Consider the following 21,723-nt stretch of genomic DNA (forward strand, 5'->3'; position numbering starts at 1 on the left):
TCAGACGAGACGGGGCGTGGGCTTGTCGAAGACCTTCAGCACCTGTGCGAGGTCATGCCCGCGCTTGAGGATGGCGCCCGAGGCGGCCACGACGGAGAACGCACCCTGCTTGCGCGCCCGCGACGGATCCTTGACGATCTGGAAGAGCGCCACCTCGCTGGTTCGGCGGAATACGGAAAAGACGGCCCGGTCCTTCAGATGGTCGATCGCGTAATCACGCCATTCGCCATCGGCAACCTTTCGGCCGTAAAGGCTCAGGATCTGGTCGAGTTCGCGGCGCTGGAACGTGACGATCTCGACCTTCTGGCGCTTGCGATGTTCAGACAAGTCGACCAGGTCGGCCTGTCCCGCGCCTCCCGCGCCATGCTGCGGCAGGTGGGAATTGCCTCTGTCTACCATGTTCCATCCGATTTGTTTCGCTGGTGACAGTGTGACCGATGATCCAGGGAATGCAAGAGGCGCGTTTTCATGCCGGATACTCCCGCTCCGTGTGGATTCTGCCCGGGGATTTCCTGCAGTCCGATCACGCGCGGAAACAATTCGTTTCGTCACTTTACCGCGGGGAGGATCGAATATGAGCGGGAACGCATTTTGGCCGTAATTCAAACAAATCGACGCCGGAATTCGCCGACACTCTGTCTGTGTTGCCTCATCGACCCGGTCTGAGGGCTTCGGCCAAATTGCCCCCCAGCCCCCTCGAAGCCCATATCAGGCCGGGTCGAAATCTTCCGATTCTTTCCCGGGTCGGTGGATGGCAACACCCCCATCATTGCTCAGAGGCCGGCCGCGCGCCGGTCTTTTTTTGTCTTCGGATCGAAGGCGGCTCAGCCGGCCTCGCCGGAAGCAAGCATCGCCGCGCCGAGGATCGCGCCCGGACGGCCCTTTGCATCCATGCGCTGAAGAATGATGGCGCAACCGCGTTGCCCGTCTTCACCCAGCACCGAGCGCGGCAGCTTGATTTCCATCTGCTCGCCCGACCACATGCCGATAATCTCGAAATTGCGCACGCTGTGGTGATAGGTGATGCGCTTGCCGCGATTTTCGCCGCGTGGAATCTCGACGGTGTTTGCCTTGTCGAAATAGGCAACCACGATTTCGGCGCGGCCCGCAGCATCTCCACCCGCAGGCATTTCGCCGATTGTGACATCGATCGTGTCGCCACTCCGCTTCAGCCCGACGTCGACGGTCAGCCCCATGCCCTTCTTCTCGAAGCCGGCCAGCAGGGCCTTGATTGCAGCATCGTCGCCGCCATTGGCGTGATCACGACCGTTGACGACCGCCTGCGGCGTGTAGACCGAGGCGCTGCCGAGCGTGCGGGCATAGCCCTTCTGCCGTTCGGTATTCGCCGCATCCGACAACGTGTCCTTCCAGCCCAGATAGTTCCAGTAATCGACATGATAGGACAGAGCGAGGATATCGCCCTCCTCAACCAGACGCCCCAGCTCGGCATCGGCACGCGGACAGCTCGAGCATCCCTGGCTGGTAAACAGCTCCACCACGCCGCGCAGCTCTCCGGCCTGTGCCGAAAAGGCGGGAACGGCAAGAGACAGGAACAACAGGGCGGATTGCAGGTGACGGATCATGACATGCACTATCGTGTTCGGCCGGGACGGGAAGCAAGCCCGGCAATCGCCTTTTTCCTACGCCCCGCCTCTGCACACGTCCAAATCACATTGGGGTGAGAGCGATCACATCTGCCGTGTCAGCGGCATGGCATGTCGGAGCCCATCAAAAAACCCGCCGGGGCAGTCCCGGCGGGTTTCGCGTTCTAGCCCTGCATGTGCATTTTACGCGGCGAGGTCGCGCAGCACGGTCTGCAGGATGCCGCCATTGTTGACGTAGCCGAGCTCGTCGGCGGTATCGATGCGGCAGAGGATCGGAACATCCTTGGTGGTGCCGTCCGCGAAGGTGATCTTGGCGACCATCTTCTGGCGCGGCTTGATGTCCGACAGACCATCGATGGTGACGGTCTCGTCACCCTTCAGGCCCAGCGATTCCCAGGACGTGCCGTCTTCGAGGGTGAAGGGAACGACGCCCATGCCGACCAGATTCGAACGGTGGATGCGTTCGTAGGATTCGGCGATCACGGCCTTGACGCCGAGAAGGTTGGTGCCCTTCGCAGCCCAGTCGCGCGACGATCCGTTGCCGTATTCGCCACCGGCGAAGATGACCAGCGGCACACCCTCTTCCTTGTAGCGCATGGCGGCGTCGTAGATCGAAATCTCCTCCTTGGAGGGATAGTGGATCGTGTAGCCGCCTTCACGGCCATTCGCGCCGAGCATGTGGTTGCGGATGCGGATATTGGCGAAGGTGCCGCGCATCATCACTTCATGGTTGCCGCGACGCGTGCCGTACTGGTTGAAGTCGGCAACGCCCACGCCGTGATCCATGAGATAGGCACCGGCGGGAGACTGCGCCTTGATCGAACCGGCCGGCGAAATGTGGTCGGTGGTGATCTTGTCGCCGAAGAGGCCCAGGATGCGGGCGCCCTTGATGTCGGAGACGGCATCGGCCTTCTTGCCCATTCCCACGAAGTAGGGCGGGTTCTGCACATAGGTCGAGTTGTCGTCCCATGCGTAGGTCTGGCTCTTCGGCGCTTCGACCGCCTGCCAGTTCTCGTCGCCCTTGAACACGTCGGCATACTTGGTCGCGAACAGTGCACGGGTGACGTATTTCAGGATGTATTCCTGGATTTCCTCGTTCGAGGGCCAGACATCCTTGAGGAAAACGTCGTTGCCGTCCTTGTCCTGGCCGAGGGGCTCCTTGGTCAGATCCATGTTGACGTTGCCGGCCAGCGCATAGGCCACCACCAGCGGCGGCGAGGCGAGATAGTTCGCCTGCACGTCGGGCGAGATGCGGCCCTCGAAATTGCGGTTGCCCGACAGGACGCCTGCGGCAATCAGACCCTTGTCGTTGATGGTCTTGGAAATCGGCGCCGGCAGCGGGCCGGAGTTGCCGATGCAGGTGGTGCAGCCGAAGCCGACCAGGTTGAAGCCGATCTGGTCGAGTTCCTTCTGCAGGCCGGAATTCTCGAGATATTCGGCGACGACCTGCGATCCGGGCGCCAGCGAGGTCTTCACCCACGGCTTCTGCTTGAGGCCGAGGCGGTTGGCATTGCGGGCCAGGAGGCCAGCGCCGATCAGCACGCTCGGGTTCGAGGTGTTGGTGCACGACGTGATCGCCGCGATTGCCACATCGCCGTGACCGAGATCGTAATCCTCACCTTCGACCTTGTAGCGCCTGTCGATCTCGGAGGCATCCTTGCGGTACTCGGCGGTGAAGGCTTCGCGGTAGCGCGCGCCGACATCTTCGAGCGACTGGCGGCCTTCCGGACGCTTCGGACCTGCCATCGAGGGCACGACGGCGCCGAGATTGAGTTCCAGCGTGTCGGTGAAGACGGGCTGTTCCGAACCGGTTTCGCGGAACATGCCCTGCTCCTTCGCATAGGCTTCCACGAGCGCGATACGGTCGGATTCGCGGCCGGTCATGTTGAGGTAGTTCAGCGTTTCCGAATCGATCGGGAAGAAGCCGCAGGTTGCGCCATATTCCGGACCCATGTTGCCGATGGTGGCCGCATCGGCGAGCGTCAGGTGATCGAGGCCGTCGCCGAAGAATTCGACGAACTTGCCGACCACGCCCTTCTTGCGCAGCATCTGCACGACGGTGAGCACGAGGTCGGTCGCGGTCACGCCTTCCTTCATCTTGCCGGTCAGCTTGAAGCCGATGACTTCCGGCAGCAGCATGGAGATCGGCTGGCCGAGCATGGCCGCTTCGGCTTCGATACCGCCGACGCCCCAGCCGAGAACGCCCAGGCCATTGATCATCGTGGTGTGGCTGTCGGTACCCACGCAGGTATCCGGATAGGCGATCGTCTCGTCGCCCTCTTCCCTGGTCCAGACGGTCTGGCCGAGATATTCCAGGTTCACCTGGTGGCAGATGCCGGTGCCGGGGGGCACGACGCGGAAGTTCTTGAACGCCTGCTGACCCCATTTGAGGAAGCGGTAGCGCTCGCCATTGCGCTCATATTCCTTCTCCACGTTCTGGGCGAAGGCGCGCGGGGTGCCGAATTCGTCGACGATGACCGAATGGTCGATGACGAGGTCGACGGGAACCAGCGGGTTGATCTTTTCCGGATCACCGCCGAGCGAGACCATCGCATCGCGCATGGCGGCAAGGTCGACGACGGCCGGAACGCCGGTGAAGTCCTGCATGAGAACGCGGGCGGGACGGTAGGCGATCTCGTAACCGTCCTTGCCCTTGTCGTTGAGCCAGGAGGCGACAGCTTCGATGTCGGCTTTCTTGACCGAGTTGCCGTCTTCGTTGCGCAACAGGTTTTCGAGAAGAACCTTCATCGAATAGGGCAGACGGGAAATGCCCTTCAATCCGTTCTCTTCGGCCTTCGTCAGGCTGAAATAGGTATAGTCCTTGCCGTCGACCGTCAGGGTGGATCGGCAGTTGAAGCTGTCGAGTGAGTTGGCCACTTGCTACCCGCTTTCTTCTTGTTCGGCCGAAGCTGTGGATCCGTCAGGATCACTGGCGAACACCTGCCACGCTGGGAACGTGACGAGGGTGCGGGTACGACCATTTCCGCTGTCCGCCCGTGACGGTCGGGAAAAACCGCCATGTTCGGCTCTAAATGACAATCACGCCGGCCGTTGGCGTGTTGCTGGCCTTATAGATAATTTCCTAAAAGCGATCCAGAGCTTATTGTCGATTTGGCATTAGGACTTGGGTATGAGATTGGGGGTCGCTGCGGCGCGCCGGTCGCGCCCGGACGAAGACGAATATCCGAGGGGTGAAATGCGGGCTGAAGCGGACAGGATGGCGGGGCGACGGGGTGCGAACCTGCTGTTCTCGGAGGTGAGTTTCAGGCTCTGTTCGGGCGAGGGGCTGACGATCACCGGCCCCAACGGCGTCGGCAAGTCCACCCTTCTGCGAATCATTGCGGGCCTTCTGCCTGCCGAGGCCGGAACATTCGCCGTCCGGGATGACGCGGGAACATCGGTTCCCGTTCTTGACGCGGTCCACTATCTGGGTCACCGCAATGCGATGAAGCGCGAACTGACCGTTTCCGAGAACCTCGCCTTCTGGAAGTCATTCCAGGCCAATGAGACCGCGGAAGGACTTTCGGTTCCCGACGCGATTTCGGCGGTCGAACTCGACGGCATCGGCCATCTGCCTTTCGGCTATCTCTCGGCAGGTCAGCAGCGACGGATCGCTCTCGCCCGGCTTCTGGTGACCGCCCGCCCGCTCTGGATCCTCGACGAACCGACCGCGGCGCTCGACAGGCGGTCCGACAAGCTGTTCGGCTCCCTCGCTTCCGGCCATCTGGCGAATGGCGGGATGATGATTGCGGCCACCCATCTGCCGCTCGACATTCCGGGCGTCGGCAATCTGGAAATTGCACCCGCGGCAATCGGCAGCGAGACCGGTGCGGAGGGCTGGATATGAGCGCGCTCTTTTTCCGCGACCTGAAGATCGCCGGCCGCTCCGGTGGCGCCGCCATGCTGGGGCTGTTGTTCTTCATGGCCGTCGTCGCGGTCATTCCCTTCGGCGTCGGCCCCGATCTCAACCTGCTTGCGCGCATCGGGCCGGCCATTCTCTGGATCGGCGCCCTGCTGGCCTCCCTTCTCGGGCTCGACCGGCTGTTTCAGGCCGACCGGGAGGACGGTTCCCTGGACATTCTCCTGATGCAGGATTTTGCCGGTCTGGTGATCACGATCCTGGTCAAGACCGCCGCCCACTGGGTCGCGACCGGCCTGCCGCTGGTCGTCGCCTCGCCGCTCCTGTCGCTGATGATGAACATGGACCTGCAAGCATCCGGCGCGGTGCTGCTGACGCTTCTGGTCGGCTCGCCGGCGGTCGCCCTCATCGGGGCTGCGGGTGCTGCGATCGCGGTGTCGCTGCCGCGCGGCGGACTTCTGGTTTCGGTGCTGATCCTGCCGCTGACGATTCCGGTACTGATCTTCGGGGTGAGCGCTGCCTATGCGGCCGTCACCGATCCCGACCCCTTCATGCCGCCCTTCCTGATCCTCTGCGCGATCACGCTGTTCTTCGCCGTCATCGGTCCGCTGGCCGCCGCACTGGCGCTCAGGGCTGCGGCGGATTGATCACCTTTGATTGAGATCATTGTTATGAAAAGCCTGATAGCTTAAGGGTCAGGGCCTGTTAATATGATTGGAATGGCGCTTGAGGTGGCAAGATATGTAAGGAAAAGTCCGAAGAGCGGGGCCGTCGCCCCGGTCGAGGACTTTGACGCGGCAGATCGCAGCCAGATCAGGCGTCCTTCGGATCGGACGAATTTGTACGGGCTGCTTTGTCGCGAGGCCTTGAAAGGCTTGAGCCTTCCTGCGGCCTCGCTTCGCGCATCCGCACAAATTCGATCAGACCATTCCAACCAGATTAACAGGTCCTGACCCTAATAGGCAGGCAATTCAGGACCAACGCACGCCATGGAAACCGTTGCAAAGACGTGCAGTGATTTATGAGTGAAACGACCGCATCCCGCCCCGGCTGGTTCACCAGTCTCGCCAACCCGACCCGCTTCCTCGGTCTGGCCGGACGGCTGACACCATGGCTTGCCGGCCTCACGGCGATCACGCTCGTGATCGGCCTCTACATGGCGTTCACGGCACCGGAGGACTACCAGCAAGGCTCCACCGTGCGCATCATGTTCATTCATGTGCCCTCGGCCTGGCTTGCCATGATGTGCTATTCCATCATGGCGGTATCGGCGATCGGATCGCTCGTCTGGCGACACCCGCTGGCCGACGTCTCGGTCAGGGCGGCAGCTCCTATCGGAGCGGTCTTCACCGCGCTCGCCCTGGTTACCGGCAGCCTCTGGGGCAAACCCATGTGGGGCACCTGGTGGGTCTGGGACGCGCGCCTGACGTCCTTTTTCGTGCTGTTTCTGATGTATCTCGGCCTGATAGCGCTCGATCGCGCCATGGACGATGCGAACCGCTCGGCCCGCGTTTCGGCGGTGCTCGTGCTCATCGGTTTCATCAACATCCCGATCATCAAGTTCTCGGTCGACTGGTGGAACACGCTGCACCAGCCGGCAAGCGTCTTGCGCGCCGATGGCCCGACCATTCATCCGACGCTGCTCTATCCGCTTCTCGTCATGGCGATCGGCTTCACGCTTCTGTTCTTCACCCTGCATCTGATGGCGATGCGCAACGAGATCTGGCGCCGCAGGGTCAACGTGATGCGCCAGAATGCGGCCCGCCGCATCGGAGCGAAATCATGATGACGCACGCGACCTATGTCGCCCTCTCCTATGGGGCTGCCGTCGTTCTGATCGGCGGCCTTGTGCTGATGACCCTTCTCGACGGGCGCGCCCGCAAGCGCGATCTGGCCGAACTCGAAGCGCAAGGCATCCGCCGTCGCTCGTCCGCCGCCCAGGAACCCGGGCAGGATCAGGCCGACACATGAGTTCAGATCATTCCGAGCCGCATCACGACGAGGCATCCTCAGGCAGAAGCGGCCGCAGCCGCTTCATATTTGCCTTTCTGCCGCTCATCGTCTTCGCCCTGCTGGCCATCTTCTTCTACGTGCAGCTCATTTCCGGCCGTGACGCCAATGAGGTGCCATCCGTGCTGATCGGCACCAAGGCACCCTTGCTCGACCTGCCGCCACTCGAAGGGCTCATGCATGACGGTTCGCAGGTGCCTGCGCTCACGGACGGCGAGATCGCCGGCAAGCTGACGCTCATCAACGTATTTGCATCCTGGTGCGTACCCTGCCGGCAGGAACACCCCTATCTGCTGGAACTGTCGAAGGACCCGCGCATCGAAGTGGTCGCGATCAACTACAAGGACAAGACCGAGAACGCGCTGCAATTTCTCGACGAACTCGGCAATCCCTACGCCGCCGTCGGCATCGATCCACGCGGCCAGGCCTCGATAGACTGGGGCGTCTACGGCATTCCCGAAACCTATCTCGTCGGTCCCGACGGCACGATCCTGTTCAAGCAGATCGGACCTTTCACGGAAGAGTTGATCGCGGAAAAGCTCGAGCCGCTCATCGCCGAACATGCGGTCAAATAGGCGGCTTGGCCGTCAGGCGTAAAAGTGACGGTCACTTCTTCTCTGCCTCGCCCTCTTCCGGCAGCGCGTGACGCATCATCAGCGGCATCTGCGCGGCCATGAACAGGATCGACAGCGGCATGTTGCCCCAGACCTTGAAGGCGACCCAGGTGTCGGTCGAGAAATTGCGCCACATGAATTCGTTCAGGACCGCCATGAACAGGAAGAACAGGCCCCAGCGGAAGGTCAGCTTGCGCCAGCCTTCGGCATCGAGCCGGAAGGCGGAATCGAAGACGTAGCCCAAAAACGACTTTCCGAAGGCGAGCCCCCCGAGCAGGATCACGCCGAACATCGTGTTGATGATCGTCGGCTTCAACTTGATGAAGGTTTCGTCGTGAAGCCAGAGCGTCAGCGCGCCGAAGACGAGCACGATGGCCCCGGAAAGAACGGGCATGATGGGAATGGTGCGCGTAAGCACCCAGGAGATGGTGAGCGCGATCGCGGTGGCCACCATGAAGCAGGCCGTGCCGATGAAGATCGGTTCGCCGAGCTGGGCGAGAAATGGAATTTTCTCGCCGATCCATTCGCCCCTGAAATTGGCGAAGAAGAAGACGAGAAGCGGCCCAAGTTCCAGCGCCAGCTTGAGCATGGGGTTGATGTGCTTGCGCTTCGGGTCGCCGGGATCGCGCTCGAATATGGTCTCGTCATTATCGGGCTGGGTGTTCATTCCGTCTCTCCAACGATCGCCTGCGCGAAATCCTTTGCCTCGAAAGGCTCGAGATCGTCGACCCCCTCGCCCACGCCGATGAAGTAGACCGGCAATTTGTGCTTGGCGGCGATGGCGACAAGAATGCCGCCCCGTGCCGTTCCATCGAGCTTGGTCATCACCAGCCCGTTGACGCCCGCGACATTGCGGAAGATTTCGACCTGGTTGAGTGCATTCTGTCCGGTCGTCGCATCGAGCGTCTGCAGCACCGTGTGCGGAGCGTCCGGGTCGAGCTTGCCGATCACGCGGACGACCTTGGCGAGCTCGTCCATCAGTTCGGCCTTGTTCTGCAACCGGCCGGCCGTGTCGATGATGACGACGTCCGACCTGTTCTCGCGCGCCCGTTCGATCGCCTCATAGGCGAGGCCGGCCGCATCCGCGCCGAGCTTCGTCGCCACCACTTCGGAATTTGTCCGCTCGCCCCAGATCTTCAGCTGCTCGATCGCGGCGGCGCGGAACGTGTCGCCTGCGGCCAGCGTGACCTTCAGTCCGCCAGCGGTCAGCTTGGCGGCCAGCTTGCCGATCGTGGTGGTCTTGCCGGTTCCGTTGACGCCGACGACGAGAATGACGTGCGGCTTGTGGCTCAGATCGAGTTCCAGGGGCCTTGCGACGGGCGTCAGCACGGTCTCGATCTCGGTCGCCATCACCTGCGCGACCTCCTTTGAGGAGACATCGCGCCCGTAGCGGCCCGCAGATAGCGTATCGGTGATCCTGAGCGCCGTCTCGAGCCCGAGATCCGCCTGGATCAGCACGTCCTCGAGATCCTGCAGCGTATCCTCGTCGAGCTTGCGGCGGGTGAAGATGCCGGTGACCTGGTTGGACAGTTGAGCCGACGAGCGCGACAGGCCTTCACGCAGGCGCTGCCACCAGCTCCGCCGCTCGACGGAGCTTTCGGGTTCCACCGATGCGCCGGCATCCGCACCCGCATCCGTCAGCTCCCGTCCGATGCGTACCTGCGACGATCCCGAATAGCCGACAGGCTTCGGTTCGGGTTCGGGTTCGGGTTCGGGTTCGGGTTCGGGTTCGGGTTCGGGTTCGGGTTCGGGTTCGGGTTCGGGTTCGGGTTCGGGTTCGGGTTCGGAAACAGGCTCGGCGACCGCCGGCTCGGTGGCCATCTCTTCCACCACCGCTTCCACAGCCGCTTCGACATCACCAATCGCACCCTCGAGCGTATCCATCGCCTCTTCGAGGTCTGCTGCAGGCTCAGCAAGCGGCGTGTCCTCGGCCGCCGCTGCTGGGCCTTCTGGCGCTTCCGGCACACTCTCCGCCGCATCGACGGCGAAAGCTTCCGTTGCCTCGGCTTCCTCGATTTCCGGGGCGGCTTTCAGATCGCTGACACTGTCCGGCTCATCTGCTGCTTCGTCATCGACAGGCGGCGTTTCGCCAGCATGTGTCTCGTCGGCCGGAGGAGCCGGTGCGAGATCGGTCCCGGCGGCCGTTTCCGGCGTGAACTGCATCCCGCCGTCCCGCGGAAAATGACCGACTTCGGCGGCCGCTTCAGCCGCTGGTTCGGCATCCGGCACGGCGCTTGCGGGGATGGCCTCCGGCGCTGTCTCCTCGGATTTTTCCTCGGCCTGTTTCTTGCCGAAGGAGAAGACCTTCTTGATGAAATTCATCGCCATGTCGCGACCTCGAGTTGTCTTGCGCCGGCAGGCGCGCGATCACGCACCGGTTCGTCCATGAGGGTCAGCATACCGTCCGAATGACCGGCAATGCGAATGCTGCGCGGACCCGGCGACCAATCGGCCTGCACCCGCACCGGGGTGAAATTCTCGGTCCGGGCGATGCCGTTGCGCTCGACGAGCACGTCATGCACCCCGCCCCGCGCCACCATCGCATCGAGATGACGGTCGAGCGAGCGGGCACCGGCCTGGCGCAGCCGCGCGGCGCGGTCCTTGATCAGACCGCGATCGAGCTGCGGCATGCGGGCCGCCGGCGTGCCCGGCCGCGGGCTGTAGGGGAAGACATGCAGGAAGGCGATCCCCGCCTCCTCGACCAGATCGAGCGAGCGCTGGAAATGCGCGTCCGTTTCTGTCGGGAAACCGGCAATGAGATCGGCGCCGAAGGCGAAACCGGGACGCAGCGAGCGCATCGTCTCGACAAAGGCCAGCGCTTCCTCGCGGGAATGCCGCCGCTTCATCCGCTTCAGGATCAGGTTGTCGCCATGCTGCAACGACAGATGGAGATAGGGCATGAAGCGGCGGTCGGTCGCCACCGCGTCCATCAGCGCCTCGTCCACCTCGATGGAATCGATGGACGACAGGCGAAGCCGTTCGATATCCGGAACCTCGCGCAGGACCGTCTGCACGAGACGACCGAGCGTCGGCCTTCCCGGAAGATCGGTGCCGTAGCTCGTGGCATCCACCCCGGTCAGCACGATTTCGCGATAGCCGTTGTCGACCAGTTTGCCGACCTGCTCGACCACCGCGCCCATCGGGACCGAGCGGGAATTGCCGCGACCATAGGGAATGATGCAGAAGGTGCAGCGGTGGTCACAGCCGTTCTGGACCTGGACGAAGGCGCGTGTATGCCCCTCGATGGAATCGACCATCTGCGGCGCCGTCTCGCGCACGCTCATGATATCGTTGACGCGGATCTTCTCGCTGTCCCTCGCGCCGAAATCCGGCAGGCTGCGATAGGTTTCGGCCCTTGTCTTCAGATCATTGCCGATCACCGCGTCCACTTCCGGCATGGCGGCGAAGGTTTCCGGCTCGGTCTGCGCCGCGCAGCCCGACACCACGATGCGGATGTCGGGATTCTCGCGCCGCGCCTTGCGGATCTGCTGACGCGCCGAACGCACCGCTTCCGCCGTCACCGCGCAGGTATTGACCACGAGCGTATCGGAAAGCCCGGCCTCGGCGGCAGCTTTCGAGATCGCCTCGGATTCGTAGATGTTCAGACGGCAACCGAAGGTGAGGGTTTTCACGGGGCGCAAGGTCTCGCTCACGCCGTCTCCCCTTCGCGCTCCCAGGAGCCGGTTGCGGGATCGACATGACCCGACCATTCCCATTCGGCGGGGCCCGTCATGATGACGTGGTCGTTCTCGCGCCATTCGATCTCGAGCGGACCGCCGGGAACGGTCACCGTCATCTTGCGACCCGTGCGCCCGGTGCGCGCGGCGCTTACCGCCGTCGCACAGGCCGCCGAACCGCAGGCCTTCGTCAACCCCGCGCCGCGCTCCCAGGTCCACATCTCGATGCTCGTCGGAGACGTCACCTGGGCAATGGTGATGTTGGCGCGGTTGGGGAAGATCGGATGGTTTTCCAGGAGCGGACCGAAGCGCCTGATGTCGTAGTCGTGGATGTCCCTCTCGACCCAGAAGATCGCATGGGGATTGCCCATCGAGGCAACCGACGGCGAATGCAGGATCGGCGCATCGATCGGCCCGATCTGCAACTCTATGCGGCTGGTGTCGTGGAATTCCTCGGCAAGCGGGATCTTGTCCCAGTCGAATACGGGCTTGCCCATGTCGACGGATATCGTGCCGTCGGCATGTTCCTCGGCGTTCACGATGCCTGCCCGTGTCTCGAATGTATAGGACATGCGGCCCGTCTCGGCCGAAAGCGCCTGCACGACGCAGCGCGTGCCGTTGCCGCAGGCTTCCGCCTGGCTGCCGTCCGCGTTCAGGATCTCGACACGAAAATCGGTTCCGTGAAGCCGGGCGTCGTGAATGGCCATGATCTGGTCGAAATGCGTATGTTCGCCAGACGCAAGCGCGATCGCCGCCTCGGGCGTGACGCGGTCGTTCCGCCCGCGCATGTCGATGACGAGGATTTCGTTTCCGAGCCCGTTCATGCGGGCGAATGGCGCTTGGGTGTTCATGCCCTGCTATATGGCTGAAACCGGCACTGATTACCAGTGCCGGTTCCCTTTACGTCTCGTCTCTGGGGTGAGCTTGTCTAGGCGATCGCCACTATGCCGAAGAGCACAAGCAGGAAGAGGATCAGCACGATGCCGATCAGCAGCTTGGCGCCGGTCATGGCCGCACCGGAAATCGAATTGAAGCCGAGCAGACCGGCAACGGCTGCGACGACGAGTAGAATGAGAATCCATTTAATCATTGGAAATTGCCTCCGCGTGAAATTTTCCACCCGCTAAACGCGGCCGGAGCGGCGCAGGTTCCCTGCTTACACGGCCGGTGCGTGGATATCCGCACTATCGCCGCGCCTGGGATCGGGTCCGGTTTCCCGAATGTCCCAATGTTCGGCCGGCTCGAGCGCCCGGAAGCGATGGGCGAGTATGCCGCGGCTTTCCAGCGCCTCGGCCAACTGCTTGCGCGGATCGTGCATGGATTCGTTGGTGAGCTGGAAGGTCCCCCAGTGATGGCCGATCCCGTGGGTTGCGCCGAGCGTTTCGAACCCCTTGACCGCTTCCTCCGGGTTCTGGTGCTGGTCCTTCATGAACCAGCGCGGGTCGTAGGCGCCGATCGGCAGGATCGCGAGATCGAAATCGCCATGCTTTTTCCTGGCCAGCTCATAAGGGCGTCCGTGGTCATAGCCGGTATCGCCGATGTGGAAGATGCGGCGCTGGCCCGTCTCCACGGTGAAGCCCGACCACAAGGCCATGGAGCGGTCTCCCACACCCCGCGCCGACCAATGGTGACAGCGTTCGAAATGGATGGTCAGCGGTCCGAATTGCGTCACGTCATCCCAGTCACCGGTCTCGACGTCCATGTCCGGAACCTTGGCATGGATGATCCGGTCGTTGCCGAGCGGCGTGACGACCCGCGGGGCGTTGCGCTGATGAAGCCGTTTCAGGGTCGCCAGATCGAGATGGTCATAATGATTGTGCGACAGCAGGATCAGATCGATATCCGGCAGATCATCGAGCGGCATGCCCGGCTCACGCCGGCGTTTCGGGCCGATGAAGGGCACGGGGCTGGCACGTTCGGACCAGACGGGATCGGTGAGAATGTTCACTCCGGCGGTCTGGATCAACAGGGCGGCATGGCCGATCGCCGTCACCCGGATGCCGTCGCCCTCCACGCGCGCCGGCGGCGCAGCGGGTGCCGCCTTGTTTTCGGTGTGCTTCGGCCATTTGGCCATGGGCTGCATCTTCCACTTGAAGACGTCCTTGAGCCCGTGCGGCGTCATGCCTTCCGGATTGAAGAAGCGGGTGCCGTCGAAATGATCGCTCTCCGGCCCGGAGTAGTAGGGATTTTTCTTCGGCACAGGCGGCTCCGGCTGCAAGGGGATCATGCTTCGCTCGTCTGGACGATATGGGTGCGCCAACCCGCCGATCAAGCCTCCCGGCGACCGCAACACCCCGCCGAGCTTGACTTTCCGGTCCATCTCCTGTTTAAGCGCAGCGAATTCTGCGACGAGCTTATTGCGAGCCGCCGACCGGGGCGCCCGAAGGGGCCGATCCCGGAGGTCAACACCCGACAGCGCGATGCGCCCTCGGGTGCCGTTCGGCTTTGTGCATGGCCCGTCCTCGAAGACGCGGAAGGCGCGCGGTTTGGCGCAGCGCCCTTTGCGGCCCATATGAGCCGGAGGAAACTCCGGAACGTTAGGACGATTGGATGTTCGAAAACCTTCAGGATCGCCTTGGATCCATTCTCAACGGGCTGACCGGCCGCGGTGCGCTGTCGGAAAAGGACGTCGCCCAGGCGATGCGCGAAATCCGCCGCGCCTTGCTGGAAGCCGACGTCGCCCTCGAGGTGGTGCGCGACTTCACTGAAAAGGTCCGCGAAAAGGCCATCGGCGCGCAGGTCGTCAAGTCGATCAAACCCGGCCAGATGGTCGTCAAGATCGTCCATGACGAACTGGTCGAGATGCTGGGATCCGAAGGGATCGGCATAGATCTGCATGCAGCCGCGCCCGTGGTCATCATGATGGTTGGCCTGCAGGGCTCGGGCAAGACGACGACATCGGCGAAAATCGCCAAGCGTCTGGAAACCCGGGACCGCAAGAAGGTCCTGATGGCCTCGCTCGACACCCGTCGTCCGGCTGCCCAGGAACAGCTCAGGCAGCTCGGCGAGCAGGCCAGCGTCGACACGCTGCCGGTCATCGCCGGCCAGTCGCCGACCGATATCGCCGCGCGTGCGGTGCAGGCAGCCAGGCTCGGCGGCCATGACGTCGTCATTCTCGATACCGCGGGCCGTACCCATATCGACGAGCCGCTGATGGTCGAGATGGCCGATATCAAGGCCCGTTCGAACCCGCATGAAATCCTGCTTGTCGCCGATTCGTTGACCGGTCAGGACGCCGTCAACCTCGCCCGCAATTTCGACGAACGCGTCGGCATCACCGGTCTCGTTCTGACCCGCATGGACGGCGACGGCCGCGGCGGCGCGGCGCTTTCCATGCGCGCGGTCACCGGCAAGCCGGTCAAGCTGATCGGTACCGGCGAGAAGATGGACGCGCTGGAAGAGTTCTATCCGCGCCGCATCGCCGACCGCATCCTCGGCATGGGCGACATCGTCTCGCTCGTGGAGAAGGCGTCGGAAGCCATCGACGCCGAACAGGCGCAGGCGATGGCCGCGCGGATGAAGGCCGGCAAGTTCGACCTCAACGACCTCGCCGACCAGCTTCGCCAGATGCAGAAGCTCGGCGGCATGGGTGGCATCATGGGCATGATGCCGGGCATGGGGAAGATGAAGGATCAGATGGCCGCCGCCGGCATGGACGATTCCATCTTCAACCGCCAGCTCGCCATCATTTCCTCGATGACCCGCGCCGAGCGCGCCAATCCCGACATCCTCAAACATTCGCGCAAGAAGCGCATTGCCGCCGGTTCCGGCACCGACGCAGCCCAGATCAACAAGCTTCTCAAGATGCACCGGCAGATGGCCGACATGATGAAAGCCATGGGCGGCAAGGGCAAGAAGGGCGGCATGATGAAGGGCCTGATGGGCGGCATGGCCGGCAAGATGGGTCTTGGCGGCATGGGTGGAATGGGCGGCATGCCCGATCTTTCCAAGATGAGCCCGAAGGAACTCGAAGCACTGCAGAAGCAGGCCGAGGCGGTCGGTCTCGGCAAGATGCCGGGCGGCGGACTTCCGGGCATGCCTGGCGGCAAGCTGCCGGGTCTCGGTGGCCCGGGTGGCCCGGGTGGATTGCCCGGCATGGGCGGCGGCCTTCCCGGCCTGCCGAAGAAGAAATGAGCGGTGATGGCGCGATGACACAGGCAGAGGCCATTCAGCAGCTCTCCGAATACCGGCGGTCTATCGACAATTACGATGCCGCGCTGATCCACATTCTGGCCGAAAGGTTCCGCTGCACCAAGGCGGTGGGACGCCTGAAGGCCACCAACGATCTTCCTCCCGGCGATCCGGAGCGGGAGAAATACCAGATCGAACGGCTGCGCCAGCTGGCCCGCGATGCCGATCTCGATCCGGACTTCGCCGAGACTTTCCTGAACTTCGTGATCAAGGAAGTCATCCAGCATCACAAGGCCATCGCCGCCGAACTGAGCGACGACTGAGCCTTACCCGAAGAAAGCGGGCGCAAGCGCCCGTCAACAAGAATGGGCGCCGAGCGCCCGAGACCACGAAATGGGTGCGAAGCACCCGCGACATTGCCTAAGGAGAAACAACATGGCACTGAAAATTCGTCTGGCCCGCGGCGGCTCCAAGAAGCGCCCGTACTACCACGTCGTCATCGCCGACGTCCGCAGCCCGCGTGACGGCCGCTTCATCGAGAAGATCGGCCACTGGAACCCGATGCTGCCGCGCGATTCCGAAAACCGCGTCGAGATCGACACCGACCGCGCCAAGCATTGGATCGAAAACGGCGCCGTGCCGACCGACCGTGTTGCCCGCTTCCTCGCCGAGGCCGGCCTGGTGGAGCGTGATGCCCGCAACAACCCCAACAAGGCGAAGCCGGGCAAGAAGGCTCAGGAACGCGAAGCCGAGCGCAAGGCCAAGCAGGAAGAAGCCGCTGCAGCCGCTGCCGAAGCAGCCGCCGCTCCGGCTGAAGAAGCACCGGCCGAGGAAGCAGCCGCCGAGTAATCCGGCGCTCTTTCGAAACCTTTGCATCGGGCGGCCTTCCGGCGACGGAACGGCCGCCCGACTTGCCTTCGCGGACCTCTCCGCGCACAGTCCGGGACGTCAGACTTGTCGAAACGGCGCCTCCGGAAGGACATCGGACCATGAAGTCTTTGCTAAACCCCGTTCTCGTCGGCGTGATCGGTGCCCCGCAGGGAATCCGGGGCGAGCTGCGGGTCAAGCCCTATACCGACGAACCGACAGCCCTTGCCGGCTACGGCGTGCTCCACGACGCCAAGGGCGAGCGCTACGAAGTGCTGTCGGCCCGCCCCAACGGCAATGTCGTCGTTCTGCGCCTGATGGGGGTCAACGACCGCAACCAGGCCGAGGCGATGCGCGGCATCGAGCTGTTTGTCGACCGCTCCAGCCTGCCGGATGACGAACTCGAGGAAGACGAGTTCTTCCATGCCGACCTCGAGGGCCTTGAAGCCTTCGACGCCGAAGGCAGGTCCTGGGGGGTCATTACCGCGATCTTCGATTTCGGCGGCGGCGATCTGCTCGAGTTGCGGGGAGCAAACGGCAAGTCCGTCGTCATCCCCTTCTCGCTCGCAGCGGTGCCGGAGATCGATATCGAGGCCGGCCGCATTCTCGTCGACCCCGACGCAGCCGGTCTGCTCGACGACGGCAGCGAGGCGCAGGCCAACGAGCAGCCCGCGCCGGCCAGGAAGCCGCGCAAGCCCAAGCAGAAGCCGAAATCCGGCGGAGACGGCGCGGCATGAGCTTCCGCGCCACCGTTCTCACGCTCTATCCCGAGATGTTTCCCGGTCACCTCGGCCATTCGCTGGCGGGCCGCGCGATCGAACGCGGCGATGTGTCGATCGAGACGCTGCAGATCCGCGATTTCGCCTCGGACAAGCATCGCTCGGTCGACGATACGCCGTCCGGCGGTGGGGCCGGCATGGTGCTCAAGGCCGATGTGCTTGCCGCGGCCATCGACCATGCCTCCGCCGAAAGCGATCGACGCCCCCGGCTGTTGATGAGCCCGCGCGGCAGGCCATTGACCCAGTCACGTGTGCGCGAACTCGCGGAGGGGCCGGGTGTCACCATCGTCTGTGGACGCTTCGAAGGTGTCGATCAGCGCGTGATCGACGCGCGCGGCCTCGAGGAAGTCTCGATCGGCGACTACATTCTCTCGGGCGGCGAACCGGCGGCGCTCACCCTGCTCGACGCGGTGATCCGTCTGCTGCCGGGGGTCATGGGCTCCGCGGAATCCGGTGGCGAGGAAAGCTTCGAGAACGGGCTTCTCGAATATCCGCACTACACGCGGCCCGCCGAATGGGAAGGCCGCACCATTCCCGAGATCCTCACGTCCGGCAACCACGCCGCGATCCGCAAATGGCGGCACGAGCAGTCGCTGGCGCTGACCCGCGAACGCAGACCGGACCTTCTCGCCGGCCACCCCGATGCGGACTGACTGATCAGTTGGTGAAATAGTACCAGCTGAGCGCCAGCCCCACGGCGATGACGGCCGCCCGGATGATTGCTTGCGGCACCCGGCGCGCGGCCCATACCCCGGCATAACCGCCGAGCGCGCCGGCGGGGATCATGATGGCGGCCGGCAGCCAGGCAACGACGCCTCCGGTGAAGAACACGCAGATGGCAACCCCCGCGATCAGCACCGCGGCGAAGTTCTTGATGGCGTTGAGCCGGTGATAGTCCCCGCCCTTCGACAGGCCGAGCACGGCGAGCATCATGATGCCCATGCCCGCGCCGAAGAACCCGCCATAGATCGAGGTCGCGAATTGCGCGATCCAGCCATCGATTCCCATCGGCCGGTCCTGCGCACGCTTGATCTTGATATAGGGTCCGACCGCAAACAGCATGGTGGCTGCAATCAGCAGCCACGGAACGATCTGCTTGAAGGCCGGATTGGAAAGCGACAGCAGCGTCAGCGAACCCACGATGGCGCCGAGGATCGAAAGGCCTCCGATCAGCATGACCTCGCGGAAATCGCGACGGATCTCGTCGCGATAAGCGAGCACCGAAGTCACATAGCCGGGAAATTGTGTGACCGACGACGTGGCATTCGCCATGATCGGCGGAACGCCTGTCAGGCTCATCGCGCCAAAGGTCAGGAACGTGCCGCCACCGGCGATTGCATTGACGGCGCTGGCCACGAAGCCGGCGGAAAACAGGAGAATGATATCGAAGATCGGCATGAAGGCGCCTTGCGGAAGCGGATGCCCGACCGAATGCCGGTCGGGACGGAGGCCCGGATTTAGCCGAATTCGCAATGCACCAGCAATAGACAACGACGCTGGCCCCGTCGAGAATCTCGGCGTTCGGGCGTGACAAGCGGGGAAAACTGGTGTAAATGCCCGCCCGGATCGGGGTCTACCCGGCAACCGTCAATCAATGAATGGCGTATTCGCTCCTGTCCGGAAGCGGTCACAAACCTCGACCGGACAAGACTTGAAGGGATGGCTCCCCTGATGGAGCATGAACCGACAGGTCCACGCAGAGCGCTCTGGCTGTCGAGAACAAATAAAAGGTTCGTCCGATGAACATCATTCAGCAGCTCGAGGCCGAAGAGGCCGCCCGTATCGAAGAGAAGCGCAAGCTTCCGGAATTTTCCGCCGGCGACACAGTGCGCGTCAACGTCCGCGTGACGGAAGGCTCCCGCACCCGCGTGCAGGCCTATGAAGGCGTCTGCATCGCACGCTCCGGCTCGGGCCTCCACGAGAACTTCACCGTTCGCAAGATCTCCTATGGCGAAGGCGTCGAGCGCGTGTTCCCGGTCTACTCCCCGCTCGTCGAGGGCGTCGAAGTGGTCCGCCGCGGCCGCGTCCGCCGCGCCAAGCTCTACTACCTCCGCGATCGCCGCGGCAAGTCGGCCCGTATCGTCGAGAACACCGGCACCCGCGCCCGCAAGCTCAACGATGCCGAGCGCGCCGCTTTCGCCGAGGAAAAGGCCCGCATCGAAGCCGAGAAGATCGCAGCAGCCGAGGCTCTCGCCGCTGAAAAGGCCGCTGCCGAAGCCTCCGAGAAGGCTGCCGCTGCAGAAAACACCGAAGGCAACGCAGAATAAGATCTGCTTCCATCGAATTTAGAGAACGCCGGGAACGCAGGTTTCCGGCGTTTTTTGTTCTGCGGGCCCGCTGCCCGGGGTGGAACAAACACTCGCGCTCCGGCATTTCCACCAGATGCTCGACGCCATTATCGCCGATATCTTCACACCCACGAAAATTCCCTACCCGGTCATCGTCACACGGCTGATCGGAGCGACGCTTCTGGTGGCCGGCATCGGTTACGAGCGCGAGATCAAGTCCCGCGCGGCGGGCCTGAGAACGCACATGCTTGTCTCGCTGTCCGCCGCCCTCTTCGCCATCATCGCGATTGAGGTCGCCGCAGGCCCTGATTTTGGCGACACGGTGCGGCTCGATCCGCTGCGCATCATCGAGGCGGTCACGGCGGGCGTGGCATTTCTGTCCGCCGGTTTCATCATCTTCAACCAGGGCAAGATCCGCGGCATGACGACGGGTGCCGGCATATGGCTTGCCGCGGCGACCGGATTGTCCGTCGGCTTCGGCTATTGGGGCATCGGCCTTGCGGCAGCGGTTTTCGGCCTGCTGATCCTCGTGGCGCTGAGATGGTTCGAAGGCGCCTGGGAACTCAAGGGCGACACATAGGGCGAACTTATTATTCTTTATATCGTGATCCCTGGATGTTATGCGGCAAAATGGCATTCATACGGGGCAAACTTGAACCGATTGCTGAGCGGCTCGTCTTTTACGGCAAGGGCGCCGTTTGCGACATCGCGCCTCGAACTCCGTTCTACGCATATCGGGAACGGCTTTTTGCCCGTCTTGGCGAGGCTGCTTCGGAGCAACCCGAAATCTTCAAACGGGTCAACCTCTGCAACCAGCTCTCCGCCGCCACTGCGGCAAACCCGGAATGCAGCCTCCGCCGCATCAGCCGGCGAAGCAGCCGCTATTTCTACGATCTCAACGAATATCTGAAGTATTTTCCGGCGCATCTTCGCGTTGATTACCTGTTCGGTGACATCACCCACGTCCCCGGCCATGCCAGCCTGGTCAAGAGCCGGCCAATCAGCCGGGAAAACGTCAATTCGGTTCTGCTCAATCTCGACAAGCTAAGGCATTTCAAACTGACGAGCGACAGGCGAGCCTGGAACGACAAAGCCGGACGCGCGGTCTGGCGCGGCGGTATTCATAACCGCCTGCGAACCGCGCTTGTGCGTCGCCACGCGGGAAACCCCGCGGCAGATGTGGGCCATATCGGTGAACCTTTCGAAGGAATTGCGCCGAAATCGTTCATGACCCGGGAGGAGCAGATGGCCTATCGCTACATCATCTCCGTGGAAGGCAATGACGTGGCGACCAACCTCAAATGGATCATGGCCTCGGGCAGTGTATGCCTGATGACGCGCCCACGCTTTGAGACCTGGTTTCTCGAAAGCCGACTGGTCCCCGACTTGCACTATGTCGAACTCGCCGACGACTTCTCCGATCTCGACGAGAAGATCGACGCGCTGGAAGCCGATCCCGACCGGGCCCTGCGCATCGTCGCGAACGCCAACGCCTATGTCCGCCACATGGCGGACAGGAAGCTGGAGCGCATCGTTTCGCTTCTGGTGCTGCAGAAGTATTTCGAGGCGACGGCACAACTCCCGCCATCGACCTTCTCCCCCCTGTTTTTCGGGGAGAGCTGACATGCCGGGTTTTGCCGTTTCAATTGCGATTCACGTGAAACGCTGGTATTGGAGCGGCCATGATCACCTACTCGATCCTTGACGGCATGCGCTTTACCGGTCGCACCCACGGACGGACCTCGCTCGAGTTCCTGCCTGTCGGTGACCACAAGCGGCTGCCTGCGCGGTTCTTCGCGGCCCTGACGGGCGCTGACGGAAGCTTCCTCGGCTGAACCGCATGCCCGTCACCGCCGGAGGCTCCCCAAAGCGTGCGAGCCCGGCCCACCACGAA

Annotated in this window: 24 protein-coding genes; 14 read left to right on the forward strand and 10 right to left on the reverse strand. The window is 63.1% G+C overall.

Annotation, left to right across the window (positions count from 1 at the left end):
• The 3 genes from E2A64_RS00760 to acnA form a co-directional block, all read right to left on the reverse strand.
• Positions 1-399, reverse strand: a complete 399-nt coding sequence (locus E2A64_RS00760; RefSeq protein ID WP_133282548.1) for a DUF2794 domain-containing protein — start codon at positions 397-399, stop codon at positions 1-3.
• 425 nt (positions 400-824) lie between these two features.
• Positions 825-1,583, reverse strand: coding sequence for a DUF1223 domain-containing protein (locus E2A64_RS00765; RefSeq protein ID WP_133282549.1), 759 nt, complete (start codon positions 1,581-1,583; stop codon positions 825-827).
• A gap of 204 nt (positions 1,584-1,787) precedes the next feature.
• On the reverse strand, positions 1,788-4,481 hold the full coding sequence (acnA, locus tag E2A64_RS00770; RefSeq protein WP_133282550.1) for an aconitate hydratase AcnA: 2,694 nt from the start codon (positions 4,479-4,481) through the stop codon (positions 1,788-1,790).
• Between the two features lie 319 nt (positions 4,482-4,800).
• On the opposite strand from acnA, the gene ccmA reads away from it, so the two are divergent.
• From ccmA to E2A64_RS00795, 5 genes are all read left to right on the forward strand, one after another.
• Positions 4,801-5,451, forward strand: a complete 651-nt coding sequence (gene ccmA, locus E2A64_RS00775) for a heme ABC exporter ATP-binding protein CcmA (RefSeq protein WP_133284191.1) — start codon at positions 4,801-4,803, stop codon at positions 5,449-5,451.
• Complete coding sequence (gene ccmB, locus E2A64_RS00780) at positions 5,448-6,110, forward strand: heme exporter protein CcmB (protein WP_133282551.1); 663 nt, start codon at positions 5,448-5,450, stop codon at positions 6,108-6,110. Before ccmA ends, ccmB begins: the two co-directional genes overlap by 4 nt.
• A gap of 374 nt (positions 6,111-6,484) precedes the next feature.
• Positions 6,485-7,249, forward strand: coding sequence for a heme ABC transporter permease (locus E2A64_RS00785; protein WP_133282552.1), 765 nt, complete (start codon positions 6,485-6,487; stop codon positions 7,247-7,249).
• Positions 7,246-7,434: a heme exporter protein CcmD gene (gene ccmD, locus E2A64_RS00790; RefSeq protein ID WP_133282553.1), complete on the forward strand. Its 189-nt coding sequence runs from the start codon at positions 7,246-7,248 to the stop codon at positions 7,432-7,434. The genes E2A64_RS00785 and ccmD overlap by 4 nt, the downstream gene beginning before the upstream one ends.
• On the forward strand, positions 7,431-8,048 hold the full coding sequence (locus tag E2A64_RS00795; protein ID WP_133282554.1) for a DsbE family thiol:disulfide interchange protein: 618 nt from the start codon (positions 7,431-7,433) through the stop codon (positions 8,046-8,048). Before ccmD ends, E2A64_RS00795 begins: the two co-directional genes overlap by 4 nt.
• Positions 8,049-8,079: 31 nt before the next feature.
• Here the strand turns inward: E2A64_RS00795 and E2A64_RS00800 are convergent, their stop codons facing one another.
• The 6 genes from E2A64_RS00800 to E2A64_RS00825 form a co-directional block, all read right to left on the reverse strand.
• Positions 8,080-8,754, reverse strand: coding sequence for a septation protein A (locus tag E2A64_RS00800; protein ID WP_133282555.1), 675 nt, complete (start codon positions 8,752-8,754; stop codon positions 8,080-8,082).
• Positions 8,751-10,415, reverse strand: coding sequence for a signal recognition particle-docking protein FtsY (gene ftsY, locus E2A64_RS00805; protein ID WP_133282556.1), 1,665 nt, complete (start codon positions 10,413-10,415; stop codon positions 8,751-8,753). The genes E2A64_RS00800 and ftsY overlap by 4 nt, the downstream gene beginning before the upstream one ends.
• Positions 10,406-11,728 (reverse strand): tRNA (N(6)-L-threonylcarbamoyladenosine(37)-C(2))-methylthiotransferase MtaB, encoded by a 1,323-nt coding sequence (gene mtaB / locus E2A64_RS00810; protein WP_133284192.1) that lies wholly within the window; start codon positions 11,726-11,728, stop codon positions 10,406-10,408. Before mtaB ends, ftsY begins: the two co-directional genes overlap by 10 nt.
• 8 nt (positions 11,729-11,736) lie before the next feature.
• Positions 11,737-12,615 (reverse strand): diaminopimelate epimerase, encoded by an 879-nt coding sequence (gene dapF / locus E2A64_RS00815; protein WP_133282557.1) that lies wholly within the window; start codon positions 12,613-12,615, stop codon positions 11,737-11,739.
• A 77-nt stretch (positions 12,616-12,692) separates the two neighbouring features.
• A complete protein-coding gene (locus E2A64_RS00820) occupies positions 12,693-12,854 on the reverse strand; it encodes a DUF1328 family protein (RefSeq protein ID WP_133282558.1) in 162 nt (53 codons plus the stop codon).
• A 66-nt stretch (positions 12,855-12,920) separates the two neighbouring features.
• A complete protein-coding gene (locus tag E2A64_RS00825; protein ID WP_244598104.1) occupies positions 12,921-13,964 on the reverse strand; it encodes an MBL fold metallo-hydrolase in 1,044 nt (347 codons plus the stop codon).
• A 350-nt stretch (positions 13,965-14,314) separates the two neighbouring features.
• Here E2A64_RS00825 and ffh point away from each other — a divergent pair, with 350 nt between their 5' ends.
• From ffh to trmD, 5 genes are all read left to right on the forward strand, one after another.
• Positions 14,315-15,898, forward strand: a complete 1,584-nt coding sequence (gene ffh / locus E2A64_RS00830; protein ID WP_133282560.1) for a signal recognition particle protein — start codon at positions 14,315-14,317, stop codon at positions 15,896-15,898.
• A 14-nt stretch (positions 15,899-15,912) separates the two neighbouring features.
• Positions 15,913-16,218, forward strand: coding sequence for a chorismate mutase (locus E2A64_RS00835; RefSeq protein WP_133284193.1), 306 nt, complete (start codon positions 15,913-15,915; stop codon positions 16,216-16,218).
• 112 nt (positions 16,219-16,330) lie between these two features.
• Positions 16,331-16,744 carry a 30S ribosomal protein S16 gene (rpsP, locus tag E2A64_RS00840; protein WP_133282561.1) on the forward strand — a complete coding sequence of 138 codons (414 nt, stop codon included), beginning with the start codon at positions 16,331-16,333 and terminating at the stop codon, positions 16,742-16,744.
• 140 nt (positions 16,745-16,884) lie between these two features.
• Positions 16,885-17,499 (forward strand): ribosome maturation factor RimM, encoded by a 615-nt coding sequence (rimM, locus tag E2A64_RS00845; protein WP_133282562.1) that lies wholly within the window; start codon positions 16,885-16,887, stop codon positions 17,497-17,499.
• Complete coding sequence (gene trmD, locus E2A64_RS00850) at positions 17,496-18,194, forward strand: tRNA (guanosine(37)-N1)-methyltransferase TrmD (RefSeq protein ID WP_133282563.1); 699 nt, start codon at positions 17,496-17,498, stop codon at positions 18,192-18,194. The genes rimM and trmD overlap by 4 nt, the downstream gene beginning before the upstream one ends.
• A 4-nt stretch (positions 18,195-18,198) precedes the next feature.
• Here the strand turns inward: trmD and E2A64_RS00855 are convergent, their stop codons facing one another.
• Positions 18,199-18,939, reverse strand: a complete 741-nt coding sequence (locus tag E2A64_RS00855; RefSeq protein WP_133282564.1) for a sulfite exporter TauE/SafE family protein — start codon at positions 18,937-18,939, stop codon at positions 18,199-18,201.
• 341 nt (positions 18,940-19,280) lie between these two features.
• Here E2A64_RS00855 and rplS point away from each other — a divergent pair, with 341 nt between their 5' ends.
• From rplS to E2A64_RS17770, 4 genes are all read left to right on the forward strand, one after another.
• Positions 19,281-19,808: a 50S ribosomal protein L19 gene (gene rplS, locus E2A64_RS00860; protein WP_133282565.1), complete on the forward strand. Its 528-nt coding sequence runs from the start codon at positions 19,281-19,283 to the stop codon at positions 19,806-19,808.
• Between the two features lie 79 nt (positions 19,809-19,887).
• Positions 19,888-20,409, forward strand: a complete 522-nt coding sequence (locus E2A64_RS00865) for an MgtC/SapB family protein (protein ID WP_244598105.1) — start codon at positions 19,888-19,890, stop codon at positions 20,407-20,409.
• A 50-nt stretch (positions 20,410-20,459) separates the two neighbouring features.
• Positions 20,460-21,452, forward strand: a complete 993-nt coding sequence (locus E2A64_RS00870) for a glycosyl transferase family 90 (protein WP_158285653.1) — start codon at positions 20,460-20,462, stop codon at positions 21,450-21,452.
• Between the two features lie 59 nt (positions 21,453-21,511).
• The gene (locus E2A64_RS17770; RefSeq protein ID WP_158285654.1) at positions 21,512-21,664 is read left to right on the forward strand and encodes a hypothetical protein; all 153 of its coding nucleotides are present in this window, start codon (positions 21,512-21,514) and stop codon (positions 21,662-21,664) included.
• The last annotated feature ends 59 nt before the right edge of the window (positions 21,665-21,723 follow it).

The sequence above is a fragment of the Pseudohoeflea suaedae genome, from assembly GCF_004354915.1.
GTDB classification, from domain to species: Bacteria; Pseudomonadota; Alphaproteobacteria; order Rhizobiales; family Rhizobiaceae; genus Pseudohoeflea; species Pseudohoeflea suaedae.

Bases quoted from the DNA above. Each gene is read 5' to 3' on its own strand.
- E2A64_RS00760 (WP_133282548.1), bottom strand. From the start codon at position 399: ATGGTAGACAGAGGCAATTCCCACCTGCCGCAGCATGGCGCGGGAGGC.
- E2A64_RS00765 (WP_133282549.1), bottom strand. From the start codon at position 1,583: ATGATCCGTCACCTGCAATCCGCCCTGTTGTTCCTGTCTCTTGCCGTT.
- ccmA (WP_133284191.1), top strand. From the start codon at position 4,801: ATGCGGGCTGAAGCGGACAGGATGGCGGGGCGACGGGGTGCGAACCTG.
- ccmB (WP_133282551.1), top strand. From the start codon at position 5,448: ATGAGCGCGCTCTTTTTCCGCGACCTGAAGATCGCCGGCCGCTCCGGT.
- E2A64_RS00785 (WP_133282552.1), top strand. From the start codon at position 6,485: ATGAGTGAAACGACCGCATCCCGCCCCGGCTGGTTCACCAGTCTCGCC.
- ccmD (WP_133282553.1), top strand. From the start codon at position 7,246: ATGATGACGCACGCGACCTATGTCGCCCTCTCCTATGGGGCTGCCGTC.
- E2A64_RS00795 (WP_133282554.1), top strand. From the start codon at position 7,431: ATGAGTTCAGATCATTCCGAGCCGCATCACGACGAGGCATCCTCAGGC.
- E2A64_RS00800 (WP_133282555.1), bottom strand. From the start codon at position 8,754: ATGAACACCCAGCCCGATAATGACGAGACCATATTCGAGCGCGATCCC.
- ftsY (WP_133282556.1), bottom strand. From the start codon at position 10,415: ATGGCGATGAATTTCATCAAGAAGGTCTTCTCCTTCGGCAAGAAACAG.
- dapF (WP_133282557.1), bottom strand. From the start codon at position 12,615: ATGAACACCCAAGCGCCATTCGCCCGCATGAACGGGCTCGGAAACGAA.
- E2A64_RS00820 (WP_133282558.1), bottom strand. From the start codon at position 12,854: ATGATTAAATGGATTCTCATTCTACTCGTCGTCGCAGCCGTTGCCGGT.
- ffh (WP_133282560.1), top strand. From the start codon at position 14,315: ATGTTCGAAAACCTTCAGGATCGCCTTGGATCCATTCTCAACGGGCTG.
- E2A64_RS00835 (WP_133284193.1), top strand. From the start codon at position 15,913: ATGACACAGGCAGAGGCCATTCAGCAGCTCTCCGAATACCGGCGGTCT.
- rpsP (WP_133282561.1), top strand. From the start codon at position 16,331: ATGGCACTGAAAATTCGTCTGGCCCGCGGCGGCTCCAAGAAGCGCCCG.
- rimM (WP_133282562.1), top strand. From the start codon at position 16,885: ATGAAGTCTTTGCTAAACCCCGTTCTCGTCGGCGTGATCGGTGCCCCG.
- trmD (WP_133282563.1), top strand. From the start codon at position 17,496: ATGAGCTTCCGCGCCACCGTTCTCACGCTCTATCCCGAGATGTTTCCC.
- E2A64_RS00855 (WP_133282564.1), bottom strand. From the start codon at position 18,939: ATGCCGATCTTCGATATCATTCTCCTGTTTTCCGCCGGCTTCGTGGCC.
- rplS (WP_133282565.1), top strand. From the start codon at position 19,281: ATGAACATCATTCAGCAGCTCGAGGCCGAAGAGGCCGCCCGTATCGAA.
- E2A64_RS00870 (WP_158285653.1), top strand. From the start codon at position 20,460: ATGGCATTCATACGGGGCAAACTTGAACCGATTGCTGAGCGGCTCGTC.
- E2A64_RS17770 (WP_158285654.1), top strand. From the start codon at position 21,512: ATGATCACCTACTCGATCCTTGACGGCATGCGCTTTACCGGTCGCACC.